A 3,063-nucleotide genomic window follows, 5' to 3' on the forward strand; every position below is an offset into this window, starting at 1 on the left:
TTGTTCTTTGAAAACTGGATAAAACGACATTGAAAGCAAGAAACATTCAAGAAATTCAAAACAGACGACTTTATGTTGTCTGCGTAAGAACTTTTTAACTTTTAGGTTAAGTTAATAAGGGCGCGCGGTGAATGCCTTGGCACTAGGAGCCGATGAAGGACGGTACTAACACCGATATGCTTTGGGGAGCTGTAAGTAAGCATTGATCCAGAGATTTCCGAATGGGGAAACCCACTGTTTTTAATCGAGCAGTACGTTTACGTGAATACATAGCGTATCCGTGGCACACCCAGGGAACTGAAACATCTAAGTACCTGGAGGAAGAGAAAGAAAAATCGATTCCCTGAGTAGCGGCGAGCGAAACGGGAAGAGCCCAAACCAAGAAGCTTGCTTCTTGGGGTTGTAGGACACTCAATACGGAGTTACAAAAGAGCGAGTTAGACGAAGCGATCTGGAAAGGTCCGCCATAGCAGGTAAAAGCCCTGTAGTCGAAAGTTCGCTCCCTCCTGAGTGGATCCTGAGTACGGCGGAACACGTGAAATTCCGTCGGAATCTGGGAGGACCATCTCCCAAGGCTAAATACTACCTAGTGACCGATAGTGAACCAGTACCGTGAGGGAAAGGTGAAAAGCACCCCGGAAGGGGAGTGAAAAAGATCCTGAAACCGCGTGCCTACAAGTAGTTAGAGCCCGTTAATGGGTGATAGCGTGCCTTTTGTAGAATGAACCGGCGAGTTACGATTGCATGCAAGGTTAAGCTGAGAAGGCGGAGCCGCAGCGAAAGCGAGTCTGAATAGGGCGATAGAGTATGTAGTTGTAGACCCGAAACCAGGTGATCTACCCATGTCCAGGGTGAAGGTAAGGTAACACTTACTGGAGGCCCGAACCCACGCACGTTGAAAAGTGCGGGGATGAGGTGTGGGTAGCGGAGAAATTCCAATCGAACCTGGAGATAGCTGGTTCTCTCCGAAATAGCTTTAGGGCTAGCCTCAATTTTGAGAATCCTGGAGGTAGAGCACTGTTTGGACTAGGGGCCCATCCCGGGTTACCGAATTCAGACAAACTCCGAATGCCAGAGATTTATAATTGGGAGTCAGACTGCGAGTGATAAGATCCGTAGTCAAGAGGGAAACAGCCCAGACCACCAGCTAAGGTCCCAAAGTAATTGTTAAGTGGAAAAGGATGTGGCGTTGCTTAGACAACCAGGATGTTGGCTTAGAAGCAGCCATCATTTAAAGAGTGCGTAATAGCTCACTGGTCGAGTGACGCTGCGCCGAAAATGTATCGGGGCTAAACAATTCACCGAAGCTGTGGATTGACACCTATGGTGTCAGTGGTAGGAGAGCGTTCTAAGGGCGTTGAAGTCAGACCGGAAGGACTGGTGGAGCGCTTAGAAGTGAGAATGCCGGTATGAGTAGCGAAAGACGGGTGAGAATCCCGTCCACCGAATGACTAAGGTTTCCTGAGGAAGGCTCGTCCGCTCAGGGTTAGTCGGGACCTAAGCCGAGGCCGATAGGCGTAGGCGATGGACAACAGGTTGATATTCCTGTACCACCACCCCACCGTTTGAGTAATGGGGGGACGCAGAAGGATAGGGTAAGCGTACTGTTGGTTATGTGCGTTCAAGCAGTGAGGCGTGGAATGAGGCAAATCCCGTTCCTATAACGTTGAGCTGTGATGACAAGGACCATAAGGTCTGGAGTTCCTGATTTCACACTGCCAAGAAAAGCCTCTAACGAGGTGGGAGGTGCCCGTACCGCAAACCGACACAGGTAGTCGAGGAGAGAATCCTAAGGTGAGCGAGAGAACTCTCGTTAAGGAACTCGGCAAAATGACCCCGTAACTTCGGGAGAAGGGGTGCTCTATTAGGGTGTTAAAGCCCGAGAGAGCCGCAGTGAATAGGCCCAGGCGACTGTTTAGCAAAAACACAGGTCTCTGCAAAACCGTAAGGTGACGTATAGGGGCTGACGCCTGCCCGGTGCTGGAAGGTTAAGAGGAGTGCTTAGCGCAAGCGAAGGTGCGAATTGAAGCCCCAGTAAACGGCGGCCGTAACTATAACGGTCCTAAGGTAGCGAAATTCCTTGTCGGGTAAGTTCCGACCCGCACGAAAGGCGTAACGATCTGGGCACTGTCTCAACGAGAGACTCGGTGAAATTATAGTACCTGTGAAGATGCAGGTTACCCGCGACAGGACGGAAAGACCCCGTGGAGCTTTACTGTAGCCTGATATTGAATTTTGGTACAACTTGTACAGGATAGGTAGGAGCCTAAGAGCCCGGAGCGCCAGCTTCGGAGGAGGCGTCGGTGGGATACTACCCTGGTTGTATTGAACTTCTAACCCTTGCCCCTTAGCGGGGCAGGAGACAGTGTCAGGCGGGCAGTTTGACTGGGGCGGTCGCCTCCTAAAGTGTAACGGAGGCGCCCAAAGGTTCCCTCAGAATGGTTGGAAATCATTCGTAGAGTGTAAAGGCAGAAGGGAGCTTGACTGCGAGACCTACAAGTCGAGCAGGGTCGAAAGACGGGCTTAGTGATCCGGTGGTTCCGCATGGAAGGGCCATCGCTCAACGGATAAAAGCTACCCCGGGGATAACAGGCTTATCTCCCCCAAGAGTCCACATCGACGGGGAGGTTTGGCACCTCGATGTCGGCTCATCGCATCCTGGGGCTGTAGTCGGTCCCAAGGGTTGGGCTGTTCGCCCATTAAAGCGGTACGCGAGCTGGGTTCAGAACGTCGTGAGACAGTTCGGTCCCTATCCGTCGTGGGCGTAGGAAATTTGAGAGGAGCTGTCCTTAGTACGAGAGGACCGGGATGGACACACCGCTGGTGTACCAGTTGTTCTGCCAAGAGCATCGCTGGGTAGCTATGTGTGGACGGGATAAGTGCTGAAAGCATCTAAGCATGAAGCCCCCCTCAAGATGAGATTTCCCATTACGCAAGTAAGTAAGATCCCTCAAAGACGATGAGGTAGATAGGTTCGAGGTGGAAGCGTGGCGACACGTGCAGCTGACGAATACTAATCGATCGAGGACTTAACCATAATGAATGTGAATGCTTTCAATGAAG

At 51.3% G+C, this 3,063-nt stretch carries 1 rRNA gene; it reads left to right on the forward strand.

Annotated elements, in window-relative coordinates:
* Positions 1-104 precede the first annotated feature (104 nt).
* Positions 105-3,037, forward strand: a 23S ribosomal RNA gene (locus ACHUE4_RS16555).
* Positions 3,038-3,063: the final 26 nt, after the last annotated feature.

This window comes from Paenisporosarcina quisquiliarum, from assembly GCF_043641925.1.
Lineage (GTDB): Bacteria > Bacillota > Bacilli > Bacillales_A > Planococcaceae > Paenisporosarcina > Paenisporosarcina quisquiliarum_A.